General features: G+C 73.2%; 20 protein-coding genes and 2 pseudogenes. 8 read left to right on the top strand and 14 right to left on the bottom strand.

The window, feature by feature from the left end; translation table 11 throughout:
• Window positions 1-35: 35 nt before the first annotated feature.
• Window positions 36-1277, top strand: coding sequence for a PTS transporter subunit EIIC (locus CG736_RS26105; RefSeq protein WP_100588619.1), 1242 nt, complete (start codon window positions 36-38; stop codon window positions 1275-1277).
• Window positions 1278-1345: 68 nt separating this feature from the next.
• On the opposite strand, the gene CG736_RS26100 is transcribed toward CG736_RS26105, so the two are convergent.
• Window positions 1346-2293 (bottom strand): LuxR C-terminal-related transcriptional regulator, encoded by a 948-nt coding sequence (locus CG736_RS26100; protein ID WP_157815746.1) that lies wholly within the window; start codon window positions 2291-2293, stop codon window positions 1346-1348.
• A gap of 141 nt (window positions 2294-2434) precedes the next feature.
• Between CG736_RS26100 and CG736_RS26095 the strand changes: the two genes are divergently transcribed.
• Window positions 2435-3367, top strand: a complete 933-nt coding sequence (locus CG736_RS26095; RefSeq protein WP_100588722.1) for a branched-chain amino acid transaminase — start codon at window positions 2435-2437, stop codon at window positions 3365-3367.
• On the opposite strand, the gene CG736_RS26090 is transcribed toward CG736_RS26095, so the two are convergent.
• The 9 genes from CG736_RS26090 to clpS form a co-directional block, all read right to left on the bottom strand.
• Complete coding sequence (locus CG736_RS26090) at window positions 3355-4107, bottom strand: MBL fold metallo-hydrolase (RefSeq protein WP_100588617.1); 753 nt, start codon at window positions 4105-4107, stop codon at window positions 3355-3357. The two genes, CG736_RS26095 and CG736_RS26090, sit on opposite strands and share 13 nt — an antisense overlap.
• A gap of 159 nt (window positions 4108-4266) precedes the next feature.
• Window positions 4267-4455, bottom strand: a complete 189-nt coding sequence (locus CG736_RS26085; protein WP_100588616.1) for a MerR family DNA-binding transcriptional regulator — start codon at window positions 4453-4455, stop codon at window positions 4267-4269.
• A 233-nt stretch (window positions 4456-4688) separates the two neighbouring features.
• Entirely contained in the window at window positions 4689-5657 is a 969-nt protein-coding gene (locus CG736_RS26080) for a PLP-dependent cysteine synthase family protein (RefSeq protein WP_043914150.1), read from the bottom strand.
• A 187-nt stretch (window positions 5658-5844) separates the two neighbouring features.
• Window positions 5845-6123: a MoaD/ThiS family protein gene (locus CG736_RS26075; protein WP_043914151.1), complete on the bottom strand. Its 279-nt coding sequence runs from the start codon at window positions 6121-6123 to the stop codon at window positions 5845-5847.
• Window positions 6124-6242: 119 nt separating this feature from the next.
• Entirely contained in the window at window positions 6243-6356 is a 114-nt protein-coding gene (locus CG736_RS39030) for a putative leader peptide (protein WP_318264731.1), read from the bottom strand.
• Between the two features lie 139 nt (window positions 6357-6495).
• Window positions 6496-6927, bottom strand: a complete 432-nt coding sequence (locus tag CG736_RS26070) for a Mov34/MPN/PAD-1 family protein (protein WP_100588615.1) — start codon at window positions 6925-6927, stop codon at window positions 6496-6498.
• A gap of 22 nt (window positions 6928-6949) precedes the next feature.
• Window positions 6950-8389 (bottom strand): amino acid permease, encoded by a 1440-nt coding sequence (locus CG736_RS26065; protein WP_100588614.1) that lies wholly within the window; start codon window positions 8387-8389, stop codon window positions 6950-6952.
• A 158-nt stretch (window positions 8390-8547) separates the two neighbouring features.
• Window positions 8548-9123: a DUF2017 domain-containing protein gene (locus CG736_RS26060; protein ID WP_043914155.1), complete on the bottom strand. Its 576-nt coding sequence runs from the start codon at window positions 9121-9123 to the stop codon at window positions 8548-8550.
• Between the two features lie 43 nt (window positions 9124-9166).
• A complete protein-coding gene (gene clpS / locus CG736_RS26055) occupies window positions 9167-9460 on the bottom strand; it encodes an ATP-dependent Clp protease adapter ClpS (RefSeq protein WP_043914156.1) in 294 nt (97 codons plus the stop codon).
• Between the two features lie 144 nt (window positions 9461-9604).
• Between clpS and CG736_RS26050 the strand changes: the two genes are divergently transcribed.
• Window positions 9605-10918 (top strand): nicotinate phosphoribosyltransferase, encoded by a 1314-nt coding sequence (locus CG736_RS26050; RefSeq protein WP_100588613.1) that lies wholly within the window; start codon window positions 9605-9607, stop codon window positions 10916-10918.
• Window positions 10919-11041: 123 nt separating this feature from the next.
• A complete protein-coding gene (locus CG736_RS26045) occupies window positions 11042-11632 on the top strand; it encodes an isochorismatase family protein (protein ID WP_100588612.1) in 591 nt (196 codons plus the stop codon).
• A gap of 22 nt (window positions 11633-11654) precedes the next feature.
• Here the strand turns inward: CG736_RS26045 and CG736_RS26040 are convergent, their stop codons facing one another.
• Window positions 11655-12677, bottom strand: coding sequence for a hypothetical protein (locus tag CG736_RS26040; protein ID WP_157815745.1), 1023 nt, complete (start codon window positions 12675-12677; stop codon window positions 11655-11657).
• Between the two features lie 316 nt (window positions 12678-12993).
• Here CG736_RS26040 and CG736_RS26035 point away from each other — a divergent pair, with 316 nt between their 5' ends.
• Entirely contained in the window at window positions 12994-13533 is a 540-nt protein-coding gene (locus tag CG736_RS26035; protein ID WP_100588610.1) for a hypothetical protein, read from the top strand.
• Between the two features lie 123 nt (window positions 13534-13656).
• Here CG736_RS26035 and CG736_RS26030 read toward each other — a convergent pair.
• Window positions 13657-14730: pseudogene (locus CG736_RS26030) on the bottom strand (cation diffusion facilitator family transporter).
• A gap of 240 nt (window positions 14731-14970) precedes the next feature.
• Between CG736_RS26030 and CG736_RS26025 the strand changes: the two are divergent.
• Window positions 14971-15423 (top strand): hypothetical protein, encoded by a 453-nt coding sequence (locus CG736_RS26025; RefSeq protein ID WP_100588609.1) that lies wholly within the window; start codon window positions 14971-14973, stop codon window positions 15421-15423.
• A 242-nt stretch (window positions 15424-15665) separates the two neighbouring features.
• Window positions 15666-16817, top strand: a pseudogene (locus CG736_RS26020) (DUF2332 domain-containing protein).
• Here CG736_RS26020 and CG736_RS26015 read toward each other — a convergent pair.
• Complete coding sequence (locus tag CG736_RS26015; protein ID WP_100588721.1) at window positions 16805-17344, bottom strand: DinB family protein; 540 nt, start codon at window positions 17342-17344, stop codon at window positions 16805-16807. The pseudogene CG736_RS26020 and the gene CG736_RS26015 sit on opposite strands and share 13 nt — an antisense overlap.
• A gap of 192 nt (window positions 17345-17536) precedes the next feature.
• On the opposite strand from CG736_RS26015, the gene CG736_RS26010 reads away from it, so the two are divergent.
• Window positions 17537-18499, top strand: coding sequence for a transglycosylase SLT domain-containing protein (locus tag CG736_RS26010; protein WP_100588608.1), 963 nt, complete (start codon window positions 17537-17539; stop codon window positions 18497-18499).
• 23 nt (window positions 18500-18522) lie between these two features.
• On the opposite strand, the gene CG736_RS26005 is transcribed toward CG736_RS26010, so the two are convergent.
• The gene (locus tag CG736_RS26005) at window positions 18523-18969 is read right to left on the bottom strand and encodes an HIT family protein (protein ID WP_100588607.1); all 447 of its coding nucleotides are present in this window, start codon (window positions 18967-18969) and stop codon (window positions 18523-18525) included.
• Window positions 18970-18990: the final 21 nt, after the last annotated feature.

The raw sequence follows: 18990 nt of genomic DNA, 5'->3' as shown, positions 1-18990 counted from the left end.
GACCAGGATCGCGCTGCCGTGAGGAACCGCCCGCTATGAGCACGACCGCACCGAACTCGCAGGCGGCACCGGCGGGACGGGGCCTGCGCACCCGGGCCTTCCCCGCCCTGCAGAAGATCGGCCGCAGCCTCCAGCTCCCGATCGCCGTCCTCCCCGCCGCCGGCATCCTGCTGCGCCTCGGCCAGGACGACGTCTTCGGCCCCAAGGGCCTCGGCTGGACCAAGGTCGCCGAGGTCTTCGCCGCGTCCGGCCACGCCGTGTTCGACTGGATGCCGCTGCTGTTCTGCGTCGGCATCGCCATCGGCTGTGCCAAGAAGTCCGACGGCTCCACCGCACTCGCTGCCCTGGTCGGCTTCCTGACCTACCACCAGGTGCTCACCGCCTTCCCCAAGACCGACTACCAGGTGCTGCCCGGCAAGGACGTCGCGGCCACCTACCAGGACCCCGGCGTCCTCGGCGGAGTGGTCGTCGGCCTGCTCTCCGCCCTCCTGTGGCAGCGCCTGCACCGCACCCGGCTGGTCGACTGGCTCGGCTTCTTCAACGGCCGCCGGCTGGTCCCCATCGTGATGGCCTTCGTCGGCACCGGACTCGGCGTCTTCTTCGGCCTGTGCTGGGGACCGATCGGCGCCCTCGTCGACGACTTCAGCAACTGGGTGATCGGCCTCGGCGCGCTCGGCTCCGGCGTCTTCGGCCTGGTCAACCGGGCCCTGCTGCCGTTCGGCCTGCACCAGATCGCCAACACCTTCTTCTGGCAGCAGGCCGGCAGCTACACCGCCGACGGCCACACCGTCCACGGCGACCAGACCCGCTTCTTCCAACTCGACCCCAGCGCGGGCCAGTTCATGTCCGGCTTCTTCCCCGTCATGATGTTCGGCCTGCCCGCCGCCGCCCTCGCCATCGCCCACTGCGCCCGCCCCGAACGCCGCCGCGCCGTCCTCGGCATGATGATCTCGCTCGCCCTCACCTCCTTCGTCACCGGCATCACCGAGCCCATCGAGTTCGCCTTCGTCTTCATCGCCCCCGCCCTCTACGCCGCCCACGCCCTCCTCACCGGCCTCTCCATGGCCGTCACCTGGGCCCTCGGCGTCCACCACGGCTTCACCTTCTCCGCCGGCGTCATCGACTACGTCCTCAACTGGGGCTACGCCACCAGACCTTGGCTGATCATCCCGATAGGACTGGTGATCGCGGTGGTCTACTACACGGCCTTCCGCTTCGTCATCCTCCGCTTCGACCTGAAGACCCCGGGCCGCGAGGAAGAAGACTTCGAGGAGTGACCCCCGGAGGCGCCCCGCCGGCCGGTCGCACGCGGCGGCGCCCCTCAGATCCACCTCGGAGGCGCCTCTCAGATCCATCCCAGCCTCGAAGCGTGCACCCCCGCCTGGAACCGCGACTGCGCCCCCAGCGCCGCCGTCAGGTCCGCGACCAGCCTCCGCACCGTCCGATCGGAGATCTCCAGCTTCCGCCCGATCGCCTGATCCGTGAGCCCCGCCGCCAGCAGCCGCAGCACCTCCCGGTGCCGGTCGTCGGGCGCCGCACGGCCCAGTAGTGCGGGCGGAACCCAACTCGCCGCCCAGAAGTGCTCGAAGAGCTCACGGACCACCGACACCACCGCCGGATCGCGCACCACCACCGCCGCGGTGCCGGGCGGCTCGCCGGGCGCGGGCAGGACGGCGAGGTGGGAGTCGACCACGATCAGCCAGAGCGGCAGCGTGTGCGCGACCCGGATGCTCGCGCCCGCGGCGGTGAGCGCCTGGACGTGGGCGAGCACGGCCGGCTGCCGGAGTGCGGCGGCGGGGTAGATGGTGCGCAGCGCCACCCGGTGGGCGAGGGCGATCCGTTCGCGGGCGAGCTTCTCGGCGAGGCCGGTCTCGGACTGGTCCTGGCCGGGGCGCAGCGACAGCGCCTCGGTGCGGGCGGCCCGGGCGGCGTCCTCCAGCAGGGCGGCGATCCGGTCGGGGCCGCGGACCAGTTCGTGGGCGGCGGCGGTGCGCAGCGGCAGGTAGTGGCGGTGCAGGTGCTCGACCCGCTCGTGGGTGCGGCGGGCCTCGCCGAGCAGCGCGGTGAGGCGGTGGTCGGAGTCGGCGAGCAGGTGGCGGACGGCGGTGTCGACGGAGACGGCGGCCATGCCGCTCGCGGTGGCGGTGGTCGCCTCCAGCAGTCCGAGGGCGTGCAGGCCGTCCAGCGCCCGGGCGAACTCGCCCTCCCCGCAGCCGAGTTCCTCGCGCAGCCGGTCCAGTGGACAGCCGGGGTCGGCGAGCAGGCGGGCGTACAGGGCGGTGCTGGTCTCCACCCTCCCGGAGCCTAGGCCCGCGACCGGTGGGCGGACGCCGCAGTTCCACCATCCGAGACGACTGCGCCGGTCGCGGCCATGGCCCGATCCGGCGGGCCCGGAGGCCTTCGCAGGGGCGTTCGGGCTGGCCAGGATGGCGCCATGGCGATTCCCGAGTCTTCCGCGATCTGGTTCGACGGCGCGCTGGTGCCCTGGCACGAGGCCCGCGTCCATGTGCTCAGCCATGCGCTGCACTACGGCACCGGGGTGCTGGAGGGCACCCGGGTGTTCGCGACGGCCGACGGGCCGGCGGTGTTCCGGCTGCCCGAGCACTTGGCCCGACTGGACCGCAGCGCCCGCATGCTGCGGATGGAACTGCCGTACTCGGCAGAGGAGTTGGCGGAGGCGACGGTGGCGCTGGTGGCGGCGAACGGCCACCGGGAGTGCTACCTGCGGCACTTGGCGTTCCTGGGGTACGGCTCGATGGGGCTGGACATGCGCCACTCCCCCACCAGCGTGTCGATCGCGTCCTGGGAGTGGCCGGCCTACCTGCCGGAGGGGCGCGGGCTGCGACTGATGACCAGCAGTTGGCGGCGCACCGACCCCAACTCCGTTCCCCCGGCGGCGAAGGCGACCGGCCCGTACCTGAACTCGGCGCTGGCCCGCCGGGAGGCGACCGACGCCGGTTTCGACGAGGCGCTGCTGCTGGCCCCGGACGGGACGGTCAGCGAGTGCAGTTCGGAGAACGTGTTCGTGGTGCGCGACGGCGTGCTGCGGACGACTCCGGCCAGCGCGGGGGCGTTGGAGGGGATCACCCAGGACACCCTGCTGACGCTGGCCCGCGACCTGGGGGCGGAGGTCCGGATCGAGCCGCTGCTGCGGTCGGACCTGTACGCGGCGGACGAGGTGTTCATCTCCGGGACGGCCGCCGGAGTGGTCCCGGTCGGCTCCCTGGACAATCGCGAACTACCTTCGCACGAGGGCGAGTTGACGAAGCAGTTGGCGCAGGCGTACCGGGCCGCAGTGCACGGCGAGGACGCCCGGTACCGGCACTGGCTGACGCCGGTCCACCGCTCGCCCGCTCACAGTTCGTAGGCGGCTCCGGCCCGGGCCAGGTCGACCGGGCCGGGATAGACGGCGGCGGCGTCGCGGCGGTTGCGTTCGGCGTCGGTCCACGGCGGGATGTGCGTCAGCACCAGGCGTTTGGCGCCGGCCCGGGCGGCGTGCTCGCCGGCCTGGCGGCCGTTGAGGTGGATGGAGTCGAACGTCTCCTTGCCGTGGGTGTAGGCCGCCTCGCACAGGAACAGGTCGGTGCCGCGGGCGAGTTCGACCAGGTCCGGGCAGATGCCGGTGTCGCCGGAGTAGACCACGCTGCGGCCGCCGTGCTCGATCCGGAAGCCGTACGCCTCGGAGTCCAGGTGGTTGACCAGGGCCGCGGTGACGGTGAGCGGTCCGAGTTGCAGGCGGGCGCCGTCGGCGAGGTCGCGGAAGTCGAAGACCTCGGTCATGCCGGGCTTCTCCGGCATGTCGTAGGCGCGGGCCAGGCGTTCCGCGGTGCCGGTCGGGCCGTAGACGGGCAGCGGCTCGGGGCAGCCCTCGACCCGGTAGTTGCGGGCCACCCAGTAGGCGCACAGGTCGATGCAGTGGTCGGCGTGCAGGTGGCTGAGCAGCACCGCGTCCACCTCGTACAGGCCGGTGTGCTTCTGCAGATTGCCGAGGGCGCCGTTGCCGAGGTCGACGACCAGGCGGTAGCCGTCGGCCTCCACCAGGTAGCTGGAGCACGGGGAGTCCACGGACGGGAAGCTCCCCGAGCACCCCACCACGGTCAGTTTCATGCCGAGCCCTTCCCGCCCCGTCGGGCCATCGTCCGCGGCCGCCCGCGCCGCCGGGGGCGGAGCGGGTTCTTTGAGTGTCGAGGGTAAGGGCCGGGCGGCACTTTGCCCCCTCTCCCGTGCCGCGCTGTGGGCGGAATCACCAGGACGGGGCGGGGCGTCTCAGCGCCGCCCGGGGCGGGCCCTGGCCCAATGCCGGATGGTCTGCGGGTACCAGCGGGGACGGCCTTCGGGGTCCAGCCGGTCGGGGTGCGGGAGCAGGCCGTGGCGCTTGTAGTGGCGGACGGTCTCGGCCTGCACGCCGATGTGACGGGCGATCTCGACGTAGGACCAGAGCTTCCGGCCGGGCATGGGTGCCCACCTCCACGGTGACGGTGAACCAAGCGGTGCGCCGTCAGCCTCGGGGGCGGGTGCGCCCGGCGGGTGCACGACAGGCGGCGGTGGCGGTTCCGTGACAGAGCGGTCACCGGGAACGGACAAAGACCGGGATGTCACAGCAGGCCGATGATCCGACCGTCCCACCGCACGAACGCCGACGGCGCGGCCCCCGAAAAGGGGTGCCGCGCCGTCGGTTTGACGTTTCGTCAGGCCCAGAGCTGGCCCTGCAGTGCCTCGACCGCCGCCTCGGTGGACTCGGCGGTGTAGATGCCGGTGGACAGGTACTTCCAGCCGCCGTCGGCGACCACGAAGACCACGTCCGCCCGCTCGCCCGACCGGGCCGCCTTGCGGGCCACCCCGATCGCGGCGTGCAGGATCGCACCGGTGGAGACGCCCGCGAAGATGCCTTCCTGCTGGAGCAGTTCACGGGTCCGGGCGACCGCGTCGGCGGAGCCGACCGAGAACCGGGTGGTCAGCACCTCGGCGTCGTACAGCTCGGGGACGAAGCCCTCGTCGAGGTTGCGCAGGCCGTACACCAGGTCGTCGTACCGCGGCTCGGCGGCGACGATCTGCACGCCCGGGACCTTCTCGCGCAGGTACCGGCCGACGCCCATCAGGGTGCCGGTGGTGCCCAGGCCCGCCACGAAGTGGGTGACGGTGGGCAGGTCGGCGAGGATCTCCGGGCCGGTGCCGTGGTAGTGCGCACCGGCGTTGTCCGGGTTGCCGTACTGGTAGAGCATCACCCAGTCGGGGTGCTCGGCGGCGATCTCCTTGGCCATCCGCACCGCGGTGTTGGAGCCGCCGGCGGCCGGCGAGGGGATGATCTCCGCGCCCCACATCCGCAGCAGTTCGCGGCGTTCCTCGCTGGTGTTCTCCGGCATCACGCAGACCATCCGGTAGCCCTTGAGCTTGGCCGCCATGGCGAGCGAGATGCCGGTGTTGCCGCTGGTCGGCTCCAGGACGGTGCAGCCCGGGGTGAGCCGCCCGTCGGCCTCGGCGCGCTCGATCATGTGCAGCGCCGGGCGGTCCTTGATCGAACCGGTGGGGTTGCGGTCCTCCAGCTTGGCCCACAGCGTGACCAGGCCGTCGTCATTGCCGGGCACGGCGGCGGACAGCCGCGGCAGCCGCACCAGCGGGGTGTTGCCGACGGCCTCGATCGGGCTGTCGTAACGCATGGGGCCTCCGACGGTCAGGGGTGGAAGAAGGAGCGGGGCGAGAGCCGGGCCCGGGCGTGCATCGGGTGCGGGCACCTCCCGGCCGCCAGGCCGGGGAGGAGTGGGCAGCGGCGCTGCGCGCGACGAGGGACGTGCGGCCGGGCGACGGCTGTCGGCACGCGACGCCGCCCCTGGCCGTCGTTGTCCCCTACTTCATACCGCCGGCCACGGCGGGCAGGATGGTGACGCTGTCGCCGTCGGCCAGCTCGGTGGCCACGCCGTCCAGGAAGCGGACGTCCTCGTCGTTCAGGTAGACGTTGACGAAGCGGCGCAGCTCCCCGCCGTCCAGCAGGCGGGCGGCGATGCCGGGGTGGCGGACGTCGAGGTCGGTGAACAGCTCCCCGAGGTTGGCGCCGTTGCCGTCGACGGCCTTGGCGCCGTCGGTGTAGGTGCGGAGGATGGTCGGGATGCGGACCTCGATGGCCATGGCTGCGCTCCTGTGAAGTGGTTTCGGGTTGCCGGGCCGACGGGGCGCGGCAGGGGGGAAGGGCCCCGGGGCGGCCGGAGCAGGAGGGTGGAGAGGGCTTGCCGTCAGGGCTCTGCCGGTCAGTGCGCGGCAGTGCCGGGACAGATCGCGCTGGCGAGTCGGCACAGGTCGACGTGCAGGCGTGCCACGAGGCGGGTGCCTGGGGCCTGAATGCTCACATCGACGGAACGCATGGACTCATCGTATAGATTCCCGGCCCCTTTTTGACATGGTGGTCTCAGCATCCGGTCGACCCCGTCCCGGCCAATGAGAAACGGGCCCGCCCACCACGCGCTGCGCAGCAGAAACGGGCCCGTCGGGGGGCAGTGGGGTTCAGAGCTGGTAGGCCTCGACCACCTGGACGTCTTCCTCCGTGATCATGCCGTCCACGATGCGGAACGACCGGAACTGGTAGGGATCGTCCTCGCCGGTGCCCTCGGCGGTGGAGACGAGCACGTAGTGGGCGAACGGTTCGGACGCGTAGCTCACGTCGGTGCGGGACGGGTAGGCCTCGGTGGCGGTGTGCGAGTGGTAGATCACCACCGGCTCCTCGTCCAGGTCGTCCATCTCACGGTAGAGCTTCAGCAGGTCACCGGAGTCGAACTCGTAGAAGGTGGGCGAGCGGGCCGCGTTGAGCATCGGAATGAACCGCTCGGGCCGGCCGGTGCCGGCCGGTCCGGCGATCACGCCGCACGCCTCGTCCGGGTGATCGGCGCGGGCGTGGGCGACCATGCGGTCGCGCAGTTCTCGGGTGATGGTCAGCATGCGGGCCAGGATAAGCGAGCGGTCAATCGCCGCTTCCGGCGTGCAGGTGGGAGTGCGGATCGCCGTGCACGGCGCCCGGGTCGCGGCGGCCGATCATCCGGTAGCCGACGATCAGCACCAGCGCCCAGACCGGGAAGACGTACAGCGAGATCCGGGCGGTCGGGTCGAACGCGATCAGCACCAGGACCAGCACCAGGAAGGCCAGCGCCAGCCAGCGGGTCCAACTGCCGCCGGGCGCGCGGAAGGTCGGCGCGGGCAGCCGGCCGGCCTTCCAGGCGGCGTGGTAGCGCAGCTGGCTGGCCAGGATGACCCCCCAGGTCCACAGTCCGCAGACGGTGGCGACCGAGGTGATGTACTCGAACGCCCGCTCCGGGACGAGGTAGTTGAGCACCACGCCGGCGCCCATCAGCAGGCAGGAGACGGTGATCGCGGCGGCGGGGGTGCGGCTGGCGGTCAGCCGGGTGAGCCGGCCGGGGGCGAGCCGGCGCAGCGCCAGGTCGCGCAGCATCCGGCCGGTGGAGTACATCCCGGAGTTGCACGAGGACAGTGCCGCGGTGAGCACCACGAAGTTGATGATGCCAGCCGCTGCGGGGATGCCGACCTTGCCGAAAGCGGCGACGAACGGGCTGACGCCGGGCTCGAACTCGGACCACGGCACCAGCGACAGGATGATCAGCAGGGCGCCGACGTAGAACAGCGCGATCCGCACCGGCAGGGTGTTGATCGCCCGCGGCAGGGTCTTCTCCGGGTTCTCGCTCTCGCCCGCGGTGACGCCGACCAACTCCACGCCCAGGTAGGCGAACATGACGATCTGGAGGGACATCACGGTGGCGCCGAAGCCCTTGGGGAAGAAGCCTCCGTCGTTCCACAGGTGGGTGATCGAGGCGGTGTCGCCGGCGGCGGAGAAGCCGAAGACCAGCACGCCGATGCCGATCAGGATCATGCCGACGATCGCGGTGACCTTGACCATGGAGAACCAGAACTCGATCTCGCCGAACAGCTTCACCGAGATCAGGTTGGCGGCGTACAGCAGCACCAGGAACACCAGCGCCGTCCCCCACTGCGGGACGCCCGGCTCCCAGAACCGCACGTAGACGGCGGCGGCGGTGGTCTCGGCCATGCCGGTGACCACCCAGAACAGCCAGTACGTCCAGCCGGTGACGAAGCCGGCGAACGGGCCGAGGAACTCCCGGGCGTACTCGGCGAAGCTGCCCGACACCGGGCGGTAGGTGAGCAGTTCGCCGAGCGCCCGCATGATCACGAAGATCACCAGGCCGGCCACCGCGTAGTCGAGCAGCAGGCTCGGGCCGGCCTTGGAGATGGCGGTGCCCGCGCCGAGGAACAGGCCGGTGCCGATCGCGCCGCCGATCGCGATCATCTGGATCTGCCGGCTGCCGAGACCCCGCTCGTAGCCCTCCTCGTCGGGGACGGAGTCGGTCTCCTCGTTCGCCTCGTGTGCCATCTGCCCGCCTCGCCTCCCGGTCCGCGCCGACCGGCCGGCCGGTGCGCCCCCGCTCCCTCGGGAGGTCGAGTCAATCACGCGAAAAGCCCCACAACCGCCCGAGTACGGGCGTCAGTGGGGCAATCCGACCATATGAACGAATCGGGCGGCCGAGCGGCTCAGCCCGCCATCGCCTCCAGCAGGCTCTCCTGCATCGCACCCAGCCACAGGTAGGCGATCACCAGCGGCTTGCGCGGGTCGCTCTCCGGCAGGTCGTAGAGGCCGTCGTCGTCCTCCTCGCTGACCTCCAGCCGGGAGCCCAGGGTCAGCCGCAGGTCGTTGAGCGCGCCCAGCCAGCGGGGGCAGTCCCCCGCGCCGACCGCGACCACGCCGCCCTCGCCGCCGAGGCCGTCCAGCGCCCGCACCACCGCGAGGGCGTCCTCGCGCTTGCGGGCCCGCAGGTCCAGCTCGGTGTAGCGACGGAACTCGGAGGCCATCTCGGCGGCCTGCGGGTCCTTCGGCGCGCCCGGGCCGCCGTACGCGTCGGGGAACAGCCGCAGCAGCGCCGGGTCCTCGGGCGCCTCGCTGGGACCCTCGGCGAACAGCGCCGCCAGCGGGTCCTCGTGCTCCCCGCCGGGCGGCGGTCCGATCAGCTCCAGCATCTGCACTTCCAGCGAGCGCAGGATGGAGGCCTCGAACTCGTCCAGCGGGATCGCCGCGCCGCCGCTCGCGGCGCTCTCGAACAAACCGGCCATGTGTTTCGGATCAGTCCCTCGTGGATCGGTGGGTGACGGGCCGTCAGTCGTGCTGCAGGGTGGCCCACAGGCCGTAGCCGTGCATCGCCTGCACGTCGCGCTCCATCTCCTCGCGGGTGCCGCTGGAGACCACCGCCCGCCCCTTGGTGTGCACGTCCATCATCAACTGGCGCGCCTTGTCCTTCGGGTAGCCGAAGTAGCTCTGGAAGACGTACTGCACGTAGGTCATCAGGTTGACCGGGTCGTTGTGGACGATGGTCACCCAGGGAGTGTCCGGCTCCGTGACCGGAACCCCCTCCACTTCCGGGCGCTCGATCTCCACCGGCGCGACACTCACAGTCCGTCTCTCCTCGTCGACCTCGATCTTTCCCCTCCGCCCATGCTTCCATCCGAGGGACTCCGGAGCGAATCAGGGTCGCCCGACACGTGACCCGGAGGGGAAATCGTCACTCTGACGCTAAGTGGTAGTAGCATCATTCCCATGGACGCCATCACCGCGCAGCGCAGCTCCGCGCTGCTCACCGACCGCTACGAGCTGACCATGCTGCAGGCCGCCCTGCGCAGCGGCGCCGCGCACCGCCGCTCGGTCTTCGAGGTGTTCACCCGCCGCCTGCCGAACGGCCGCCGCTACGGCGTGCTGGCCGGCACCGGCCGGGTGCTGGACGCCGTGGAGAGCTTCCGGTTCACCACGCCGCAGCTCGACTGGCTCGCCGACCAGCGGGTGGTGGACGAGGACACGCTGCGCTACCTCGCCGACTACCGCTTCACCGGTGACATCCACGGCTACCCCGAGGGCGAGGTGTACTTCCCCGGCTCGCCGCTGCTGACCGTCGAGGGCAGCTTCGCCGAGGCGGTGATCCTGGAGACGGTGATCCTGTCGATCCTCAACCACGACTCGGCGATCGCCGCCGCGGCGTCCCGGATGACCGCCGCCGCCGGGGACCGCCCGGTGATCGAGATGGGCGCCCGGCGCGCCCACGAGCAGGCCGCCGTCGCCGCCGCCCGGGCCGCCTACCTGGCGGGCTTCTCCGCCACCTCCGACCTGGAGGCCGGCTTCACCTACGGCATCCCGACCACCGGCACCGCCGCCCACGCCTTCACCCTGTTGCACGACAGCGAGAAGGACGCCTTCACCGCGCAGATCGAGTCGATGGGCCGCGCCACCACGCTGCTGGTCGACACCTACGACCTCGCCGAGGCGGTCCGCACCGCCGTCGAGGTGGCCGGCCCCGACCTGGGCGCCGTCCGGATCGACTCCGGCGACCTGACCCTGCTCGCCCACCGGGTCCGCCGTCAGCTCGACGAGCTCGGCGCCACCGGCACGAAGATCATCGTCACCTCCGACCTCGACGAGTACGCCATCGCCGCGCTGGCCGCCGCCCCCGTGAACGGCTACGGCGTCGGCACCAGCCTGGTCACCGGCAGCGGCCACCCGACCTGCGCGATGGTCTACAAGCTGGTCGCCCGCGAATCCGCCGCCGGCGGCGAACTCGTCCCGGTCGCCAAGCGCTCGGCCGGCGGCAAGACCAGCATCGGCGGCCGCAAGTGGGCCGCCCGCCGCCCCGACGCCGACGGCGTCGCCGAGGCCGAGGTGGTCGGCACCGGCCCGGTGCCCGCCGAACTGGAACCGCACCTGCTGCACGTCCCGCTGATCACCGCCGGTGAGGTGGTCGGCCGCGAATCGCTGGACGCCGCCCGCGAGCGCCACCGCCGCGCCCGCGCCGCGCTGCCGCTGTCCGCCACCCAGCTGTCCCGCGGCGAGCCGGTGATCGGCACCGAGCGGCACACCGGCTGAGCCCTTCCGCCGCCGCCCGGCACTCCCTAGAGTGCCAACCGCCCCACCGTCCCTCCCCCGCTCACCCGCGCGGCCGAGACCCCCCGGCTCCGGACCGCACCACCCAACGAGAGAAGACCAGCCATGCACCGGGCCCTGATCGTCGTCGACGTGCAGAACGACTTCTGCGAAGGCGGCAGCCTTCCCGTCGCCGGCGGGGCCGAGGTCGCGGCCGCGATCACCGACCTGATCGCCGACTCCGCCCCCGGCTACGCCCACATCGTCGCCACCCGCGACCACCACATCGAGCCCGGCGCGCACTTCGCCGCCGAACCCGACTACGTCCGCTCCTGGCCCGCGCACTGCGTGGCCGGCACCGAAGGCGTGGGCTTCCACCCCAACTTCGCGCCCTCGGTGACCTCCGGCGCGATCGAGGCGGTGTTCTCCAAGGGCGCGTTCGCCGCCGCCTACAGCGGCTTCGAGGGCCTCGACGAGCACGGCGGCACCCTCGCCGAGTGGCTGAACGAACGCGGCGTCACCGACGTCGACGTGGTCGGCATCGCCACCGACCACTGCGTCCGCGCCACCGCCCTGGACGCCGCCCGGGAGGGCTTCGCCACCCGCGTCCTGCTCGACCTGACGGCCGGTGTCGCGCCCGCCACCACCAGCGCGGCGCTGGACGAACTGCGCGCCGCGGGCGTCGAGTTGAACGGCACCCCGGTGGTCCGTTCCTGACAGAGCGTCACGTTGCCTCCGTTCAGCGCTCGGTGACCACCAGCGCCACCACGTCCTCGCCGCCGATCCGGTAGGCCTCGGCCAACTCGTCGCCGACCGCGTCCCGTTCGGCGGCGAGCCGGGCCGAGCCGACGTACACCACCCGCACGCCCAGGTACTCCATCCGGTGCTGCCCGGCCCGCACCCAGGCAGCCTCGCCCTCGCTGACGCAGCGCACCTCGGAGTCCACCTCCACGGCCACCGCCGCCTCCGGCCAGAACAGGTCCGGCACCGCGACGTACGTCCCGCCGCGCATCCGCAGCTCGGGGCCCGGCAGCGGCAGCGGCAGGCCCCGCCCGACGGCCAGCTCCACCAGCGCGGCCAGCGCCGACTCCCGTTGCGCGGCCAGCAGTTCGTCCACCGCCGCGCGCACCCGCGGCTCCGCCGGCAGCCCCGCCTCGGTCAGCTCGGCCAGCAGTCCGGCCGCGCTGCCGCCCTCCCGCTCCACCGCCTCGCGCAGCACCGCCCGCAGCACCCCCGGGCCGACCCGGCCGCCCTCGAACGCACCCTCCTCGGACCACTCGCGGATCGCGTCCGCCACCGCCCGGGCGACCGGCGCGCAGGCCAGCCCGTGCACCTCGCGCGCCTCCAACTCCCGTTCGGTGCGCCGGATCCGGACCTGCCCGGCGTCCCGCAGCCGGCGCTGCCGGGGCACCAGCACCTCCACCCCGAGCACCGCGGGCAGCCGCGGCGTCGACACGAACCCGTACAGCGCCAGCGCCGCCGCCCCGGTGATCACCGCGCGCTCCCGGCCGCCCTCGGCCCGGCCGTTCTGCGCCGCGTACAGCAGCGCCGCCCACATCCGTTGCTCCGGGGTCGGCGGACCCTCCTGCAGCAGGTACACCCGCGGCAGCAGCCGCTGCCACGGACCGCCCTGCCGGCAGTGTTCGCTCACCAGGCGGGCCGGCACGCCCCGGGTGCGCAATTGACTGGCCGTCACCACATTCTGCTGGCGCCGGGCGAGCTCTTCGAGAGAGGTGGGCTGCTGCGGAATCCGGTAGCTCATACCGACCACATTCCCCCTCGCCTCCGACACCCGACTCCGGACCTGACCACCTGTTACCCAACCGTCGTCAAACCGGGACTGCCCTGCACTAAAGTCCTCATACCCTCACCCATTCGGCGGATCGGACGTTCGAACCAATGTCGGATCAGGTCGGACTTACCGCCTACAATCCGATTTTCATTGGATCAACACAGATTTCGATCCGGTCGGACCCGGCCCGCCGACCTGCGCGATCTGACCGACCGTGATCGATCCCACACGCTCCGGCACGCCCCGCGGCGTCGGCGGGCGTCCCGAATTGCCTACCATCAGGCTCATGTCCCGCGACGAGTCATCCGCCCAGCGCGCCGCCAGACTGCGCCTCGGCCGCCTGCCCGGCTACGTCCGCCAACCCGATCCCGCCCGGCGCGGCGGAGAGGACGGACGTGCGTACAAGAAGGGCTGGGAAGTCCGTTTCACGGCGCGCAGCGAAGAGGAGATAACCGAGATCCGCGAGCTGGTCACGGCCGCCGGGTTCGCCCCCGCGCGGCCGTTCTTCAAAGGCCACCAGCTGATCCAGCCGGTGTACGGGATCGCCGCGGTGCAGGCCTACCTGGCCGCCCGCGAGACCGCCGAGGAGACCGGCCGGATCCGCCGCACCGCCGGCATCCCCGAGCAGTCGCGCCGCGAGCCCGACAGCGTGGCCGCCGCCGCCAGGGCCGCCGAGGCGGCGGCCGCGGAGGCCGCGACCGAGGCCGCCGCGCAGGCAGCCGCGCAGGCCGGCGCACGGAACGCCGTCGAGCCCGGAATCCGGGGCGAGGCCTCCAGCGCCGCTCTGCGGCCCGTTCGGAAGGCGGGTGGCCCCGAGATCCACTGACCGCCCCACGAGGTCGCCAGGGAGCCCTTCCGGGCTCCCTGGGGCGGTTTTTGACGCATCGTCAGACCGACGGGGCGCTGATCGGGGCCGATTCGGGGCCGGACGCCCGGCTCCCGGAGAGGTTCAGACCTCCGCCGGAGCGTGGTCGAGGTGGACGGTGGCTGCCGGCAGTCGGGGGACGGCGCGGACCAGCGCCCGCTCGGCGGCCACCGCCACCTGATGGCGGGCCACCACCGTCAGGGTGCGGTCCACCACCACCTCCGCCTCGGCGCGCAGCGCGTGCCCGATCCGGCGCACCTGCGCCGCGCCCACCCGCGCACCCCGCGCACCCCGTCCACGGCGGCCGGTTCCCGTTCCGCCGCGTCCACCGGGGCCGGGTCGACGGCGTCCATCAGCCGTCGGCCCACCTCGCGCGCCGCGCCGCCCGGCACCGGCGCGATCAGCGGCCCCACCGCCGGGTCGGCGCGCTGCCGGCCCGGCGCGCCGCCGACCGCGCCGAGCAGCACCGCCGACGAGGTCGGCCCGTCGGTGCGGGCGTGCACGCCGTCCGCGACCAGCGCCGCCGAGCGGATCCGCCGTCCGGTCGCGATCCGGTGGCGGGCCGCCCACTCGTTGCCGGCGCACCCCGCGACGGCCGCCCCCGCCACCGCCCACAGATGGTGCCGCACCGGCTGCGGGTGCAGCAGCCGCTCCACCGCCGTCCGGCCCGCGGCCGGCGAGGACGCCGCCATCGCCAGGGCCTGGTCCCCCGCCCGCCCGCACCCCTATGTGAAGCGGCGGTTCGCCGCCCGCCGGCCGAGCAGGAACGCCACGCCCGGCGGGACGGCGGTCAGGGCGTCGGCGGCGTTGTGCACGGTGTCGCCGAGCAGCGCCACCGAGCCCGACAGCACCGCGATCACCGCCTGCACGGCGGCGGTGAGACCGAGCACCAGCAGCGAGACCCACAGCGCGCAGGCCCTCCGCCGAGGACTCCAGGGCCGGGTCGACCCGGTCGGCGGCGTCGTGCGAGTGCGCCGGGCGGCGGCCGAGGCCGCTCCGGCGGGGGTGCCCGTGCGGGTGCGCGTGCTGGTGGGGGTGTGCGTGTCGATGTGCGTGTTCGTGGGGGTGCTGCCGGTCCGATGTGTGATGGTGGTCATGCCCGTGGTCCGGGTTTCGCCCGTGGAGGTGAGCCCCGATGCCGTTTCCGCGTTCACCCATGAGGCCTACGGTGGCACACCAACTGCCCTGCAGCCACTGCCGATCCACCGTCTCCGACCAGGTGCGACGCGCTCGCAACCGCGTCCTGCGGGCGACCGTTGTTGACGGTCCGTCACACAACGCGCGGGCGCGGGGCCGAACCCGGGCATCTCAGCAGACTTGTCACCCACAGCACCCGCCTGAGGGCCTAGAGTGAGCGTTGACGCTCCCCGTCCGGACCCAGATCGAGAGGCAGCTGATGTGACCGACCGTCATGTCCCGGCCGCGGACTCGGCATGTGCTGATCGGTCCGTCGAACTGCCCCGCGTCTCCGTCGAGTTCGCGGCGTTCTGCGAGCTGCACGAGCCGCGGTACCGGAGCTACGCCCGGGTCTGGTTCCAGGAGCCCGCCGCCGCCCACCAGGTGGTCCGGCTCGCCCTGACCGAACTGGCCCAGGTCTGGCCCGCCGTGCTGGAGAGCCCCAACCCCGCCGCCGCGGCCTGGCAGATCCTCCGCGACACCGTCACCGAGCAGCACGCGCTGGCCGGCGCCGAGCGGCTGCGCCCGGACGTCGACGCGGAGGAGGACTTGGCGATCCTGCACTACGTGGTCGGCCTGGCCACGCCCGAGATCGCCGACGTGGTGGGCGTCGACACCGCCAGCATCACCAGCCAGCTCCGGCAGACCCATCGGTGGCGCACCACCGACCGGTGACCGGACCGGTGACCGGGTGCCCCGACAAGGTGGTGTCGGCCGGGTGGTGCCGGCCGGGTGGCGTGCGGGCCCGGACCCGGCGCGCGGGGAAGATCGTGCGCCCCTGAATTGCCTCGGTCGCCCGGGCGCGCGTCCGCACGCGGCGTGCGGGGCGTCCGCGCCGGTCGCACCCGTACCGTCCGTGAGCGAAATCACCGCCCGGCGCGCTACCGAGGGCCCTGTCCGCGGCGAAGGATGACGTGATGTCAGCCCAGGACGGAGGAGCTCCAGAGATGTCCATCGACCATGCCGTGGCCATGTTCCGGCACCAGGCCGAGGCCTGCGCGGAGCTCGGCTCCCCGCTGTCCGCCGCCCTGCTGCGCCGGGCCGCCGAGGACCTGGCCGCGGGCGGCCCGTGCGCCGCGGCGATCGCCGGCCACGAGGACGCCCCCGGGCCGTCGGCCGTCGCGCTGCGCCTGCTCGGCGCCGTCCACGCCCTGGTGATCTCCGGCCGGGCGCCCGGGCTCGCCGCCCACTACCCCAGCGCGGGCGGCGCTTTCGACCCCGCCGACCCGGACGCCCCTTGGCCGGCCTTCCGCGCCACCGTCGCCGACCACCTGCCGTGGATCCGCGAGTGGCTCACCCGCCCGCCGCAGACCAACGAGGTCGGCCGCGCCAACCTGCTGCTCACCGGCCTGGCCTGAGCCCGGCACCGACTCGCCCAGGCCTCCCCCGACGCCGTGCAACTGCCGGTCCGGCTGCACGAACTCGGCTCCAGTGCGGGCCTCAACCTCCTTGCCGAGCAGTTCCGTTGCGTCTCCCCCGGGTTCGCGTACGGGCCGCCGGACTCGCCCGTGGTGCTCGCCGACGCCTGGCAGGGCGAGCCACCCGCCTGGCTGCGGGACGCGCCGCTGCAGCGGGTGGTGGAGCGGCGCGGCTGCGACCCGACGCCGATCGACCCGCGCTCGGCCGACGGCGCCCTCGCCCTGCGCGCCTACCTGTGGGCGGACCAACTCCCGCGACTGGAACGGCTGAACGGCGCCCTCGCGCTCGCCGCCCGGCTGCCCGCCCCGGTCGAACCGATCGGCGCGGCCGCCTTCCTGCGCGACGTCCGCCTCGCCGACGGCACGCTCACCGTGGTCTGGCACTCGATCATGCGCCAGTACGTCCCCGCCGAGGAATGGCGGTACGTGGAAGCCGAGTTGGACCGCCTGGCGGCCGCCTCCGGCCCGTCCGCGCCGTTCGTCCACCTCGCCCTGGAACCGCGCCGGGTCGGCCCCGGCCACCGCTTCCTGCTCACCGCCCGGCTCGGCGCCGGGCCCACCACGGTGCTCGCCGAGGCGATGCCGCACGGCCTGCCCGCGTGGACCCTGGAGCCCGGCGACCCGGCCCTGGCGGTCGATCAACTGCCCTGATGCTGCTCGCCGGTGACGTCGTAGCGGTGGTGCACCGGGTCGTGGAGCACGTAGCGGGCGAAGGACTCCACGGTGAACCGGGCGCCGTCGCTGCGCACCCCGGCGCGCGGCCGGGCGGCGTCCGGCGCGGTCTCCAGCGAGCGCGCGAACTGCTCGGCGGCAGCGGCGAGTTCGACCGAGACCGTGGCCGGGTCCTGCTCGCCGTAGCGCTCCTCGACGGCGGTCGCGTCCTGGTCCCAGTTGGCGAACAGCGGAGTGTCCTCGGTCAGCATCCGCGCCAGCCGCCCGTCGCACCGCCGGAACACGTCCCGCACGTGGCAGGCGTACTCCAGCGCCGACCACACCTCCGGCCGCGGGCGCTCCCGCAGCGCCGCCGGATCGCCCGCCAGCAGCCCCGTCCAGGACGCCGCGTTCGCCCGGACCATGCCCGGGATCCGCTCGAAGCCGACCGACGGGGTGTCCAGACCGCACTCCGTGCAGGGGCGCTCGAGCACCCAGGTCCAGTCCTTGGTGTCAGGGATCATCATGTGCCCCAGCATCGCCCGCCCCTCCCCGCCCCACCAGGGGCGCCACCGCCACCGGTCGTCGAGATCCCGCCACCCGGCCGGCTGACGACCCGTGAGCAGTCCGCTCCGGGGAGAGGGCGTAGCATGCCCCCGTCTCGCGGCCCGATCCGCCTTGCGGCGGACGGATCGCTCGTACACATATGGGGGGATTCCATGACTGTCCGCACTCCGGTGCGCGCCGCGATCTGCCTGCTGTCGGCCGCCGCCGTCCTGGCCCCGGTCGCCGGCTGCGCCAAGAAGTCGACGTCGAACGACGACCACCGGACGGCGGCCGGCGCCGCGGCGGAACTGTCGCCCGGCCCGACGGCCGACGCCTCGCCGTCCGGCTCCGCATCCGCGTCCACGTCCGCCACGCCGCCGGCCTCCGCCGTGCCCAGCGCCTCGGACAGCCCGAAGCCGTCCCGCAGCGCCACCCCCACCCGCACCGCGAGCCGCCCGCCGTCCGCGGCCCCCGCCCCCGTCGCCAAGGCCGGCCCCGTCGCACCCCCGCCGCCCGCCGTACCGCCGCACACCCCGCCGCTGCAGAGCTCCTGCAAGCCGTCCTACACCGGTGCCAACGAGCCCAAGTCCGCCGTCGACGACGCGCTCACCGCCGCCGCGGGCAGGACCCGCACCTTCACCCTCGGCACCCCGTCCGGCGGTCGCACCGCCGACACCCTCCCGCCGCTGCCCGCCGCACTGGTCAAGGCGATCGCCTGGCAGGAGAGCGGCTGGCAGTCCGCGATCCTCGCCTGCGACGGCGGCATCGGCACCATGCAGATCATGCCCGGCACCGTCTCCACCATGAACGCCAAGTACAACAACGCCGCCGACGTCCACACCCTCGCCGGCAACGTCCAACTCGGCACCGAGTACCTCGACTGGCTGGTCGCCTACTACGGCGACTCCTGCTTCGGCGGCGACTACGACCTCTCCCCCGACCCCGTCAGCGGCAAGACCCCGCTGCTCGACCTGGTCATCGCCGCCTACAACGCCGGCGCGGGCAACGTCCACTACAACCTCACCACCGACCCCGCCACCGGCGCCCAGGTCGGCCAGTCCGTCATCCCGAACCCGTCGTACGTCGCCAACGTGAAGGCCTTGATGGGCAAGGCCCCCTGGACCACCGCCGGCTGATCAGCCCCTCACTGGTCCTCCGGTCACCACTCCTCCAACGCTGCGGCCACCCTGTCGGCGACCTCGTCCATCCGCGCCGCCGTCAGGGCCCGCTCCCCCGCGCCCAACAACCCGAACACCCGCGGGCCGCGCAACTCCACCCCCAACTCCGGCCCGCGCGGCACCACATGAAAGTGCACGTGCGCGAACCCGGCCGCCTCCCCGAACTGCGCCACATACGCCTTCTCGCACCCCGTCACCACCTCCACCGCCCGCGCCAACCGCACCAGCCACCCACCCAGCGCCGCCGCCTCGGCCGTGCTCAACTCCGCCATCGACTCCAGATGCCGCCTCGGCACCAGCACGAGCCAGCCCGGCAGCGCACAGTCCACCGCGTGCACCACTCGCCAGTGCTCGTCCACCGCGATCCGCTCGTACCGCGGCAGCCGCTCGAACTCGGCCTCGCGCTCGCAGGAGTAGCACCCCGTCACGACTTTCCCTCCCCCTCCGAA

It is taken from the genome of Kitasatospora sp. CB02891, assembly GCF_002803145.1.
GTDB lineage: Bacteria > Actinomycetota > Actinomycetes > Streptomycetales > Streptomycetaceae > Kitasatospora > Kitasatospora griseola.
This window is presented reverse-complemented; position numbering and strand designations above follow the sequence as displayed.